The 1,573-nt window shown below is 64.3% G+C and carries 3 protein-coding genes and 1 pseudogene; all 4 read right to left on the reverse strand.

Going from position 1 to position 1,573, the window contains the following annotated elements; all coding sequences use genetic code 11:
* On the reverse strand, positions 1 to 474 hold a 474-nt coding region (gene recR, locus FUT88_RS25435; protein WP_147219329.1), incomplete at its 3' end, for a recombination mediator RecR.
* Positions 474 to 773: an antibiotic biosynthesis monooxygenase family protein gene (locus FUT88_RS25440; RefSeq protein WP_147213469.1), complete on the reverse strand. Its 300-nt coding sequence runs from the start codon at positions 771 to 773 to the stop codon at positions 474 to 476. The genes recR and FUT88_RS25440, both read right to left, overlap by 1 nt.
* A 23-nt stretch (positions 774 to 796) precedes the next feature.
* The gene (locus FUT88_RS25445) at positions 797 to 1,144 is read right to left on the reverse strand and encodes a YbaB/EbfC family nucleoid-associated protein (protein WP_009238427.1); all 348 of its coding nucleotides are present in this window, start codon (positions 1,142 to 1,144) and stop codon (positions 797 to 799) included.
* Positions 1,145 to 1,229: 85 nt separating this feature from the next.
* Positions 1,230 to 1,573 (reverse strand): annotated as a pseudogene (locus tag FUT88_RS25450) (DNA polymerase III subunit gamma/tau); the annotation flags it as partial.

The raw sequence follows: 1,573 nt of genomic DNA on the forward strand, positions 1-1,573 counted from the left end.
CTCGCCTTCGCTGGTGAAGTTGGTGGCGAGGATGACCTCGGTGCACGGTCCGCCCAGCGCAGGATCGGTTGCGCGGGCCAGCAAGCGTTCGAGGTGAATCTCTTTCGGGCCGATGTTGTCCAGCGGCGAGAGCCGGCCCATCAGCACGAAGTATTGGCCGCGATACGTCAGCGTCTGCTCGATCATCATCTGATCAGCGGGCGTTTCCACCACGCACAGGACCGATGCATCGCGGCGCGTGTCCAGGCAGGTCTCGCAAACTTCCTGCTCGGTAAAGGTATTGCAGCGGCTGCAATGCTGGATGGATTCCGTCGCGTCGGACAGCGCCTGGGCCAGCTGCGCCGCGCCCTCGCGGTCATGCTGCATCAGGTGATAGGCCATGCGCTGGGCAGACTTGGGGCCGACCCCCGGCAGCACGCGCAGGGCCTCAACCAGCATCTGCAGCGCCGACGGCGTGCCCGGAGCGTTACGCATCACGCGTGCTCCAGCACCGTCGTGTGGTGCAGAACTTCCGGCATCGGGTCATAGAAGTGATGCAGCAGCGCGCGCCAGCGCTGGTATTCGGGCGACTGCCGGAAGCCGATGGTGTGGTCTTCCAGCGTCTGCCACTGCACCAGCAGCAAATAATCGCTGGTCTTCTCGATGCAGCGCAACAGCGACAGCGTAACGAAACCCCGCATCGCGCCGATGATGTGACGCGCCTCGGCGAAGGCGGCCTCGAAGGCAGCTTCCTGGCCGGGCCTGACGTGCAGCAGCGCAGATTCCAGCACCATGGCGCGATCCTGATCAGCGTCGATTAGAACGGCAGCTTGAAGCCGGGCGGCAACATGCTCGCCATGCCGCCCAGGCCGGAAGTGAGCGAGCCCATCTTCTCTTGCGTGGTGGCCTCGGCCTTTCGCACGGCGTCGTTGAACGCAGCGGCGATGAGGTCTTCGAGCAGATCCTTGTCCTCGCCTTCGGCCAGAAGGCTCGGGTCGATCGACACACGCTTCACGTCGTTCTTGCAGGTCATCACCACCTTCACGAGGCCAGCGCCCGACACGCCTTCCACTTCGATCAGGGCGAGTTGCTCCTGCGCCTTCTTCATGTTTTCCTGCATCTGCTGGGCCTGCTTCATCAGCCCGGCGATCTGGCCTTTCATCATGGTCGTTGCTCCTTGAAATGGGTCATGCAAGGCGCGCCGCTCAGTGGGCGCGCCGATGTTCAATGTTCAGGTCTGGGGATGCGGTTCAGTGCGCGTGCGGTTGGATCGAACCGGGGACGACCTGCGCCGCAAAATCCCGCACCAACGCCTGCACAAACGGGTTGGCGGCGATGGCGTCTTCGGCATTGCGTTGACGCTCAGCGCGCTGCTCGGCATCGACAGCCGCCGCGGTGGCGCGCGCAGGCCCGATATCGCACACCACGCGAACGGGCGAGCCGAAGTGTTCTGTCAATGCTGCCTCCAGGCGCTCGACGACGTTGGCGTCGGTCAGCGGGGGCAGCGGAACACGCAGGCGCATCGTTACGCCTTCCACGGCCGCCAATTCGCTCTGGTAAGCCAGTTGTTGGGCAAGACCGCGAATCGGCAGGC

The organism is Ralstonia sp. TCR112 (assembly GCF_007997035.1).
Classification (GTDB): Bacteria; Pseudomonadota; Gammaproteobacteria; order Burkholderiales; family Burkholderiaceae; genus Ralstonia; species Ralstonia edaphi.

What these genes read in the sequence shown, in the direction of transcription:
- FUT88_RS25445 (WP_009238427.1), bottom strand. Translation starts at nt 1,144, where the DNA reads ATGATGAAAGGCCAGATCGCCGGGCTGATGAAGCAGGCCCAGCAGATG.
- FUT88_RS25440 (WP_147213469.1), bottom strand. Translation starts at nt 773, where the DNA reads ATGGTGCTGGAATCTGCGCTGCTGCACGTCAGGCCCGGCCAGGAAGCT.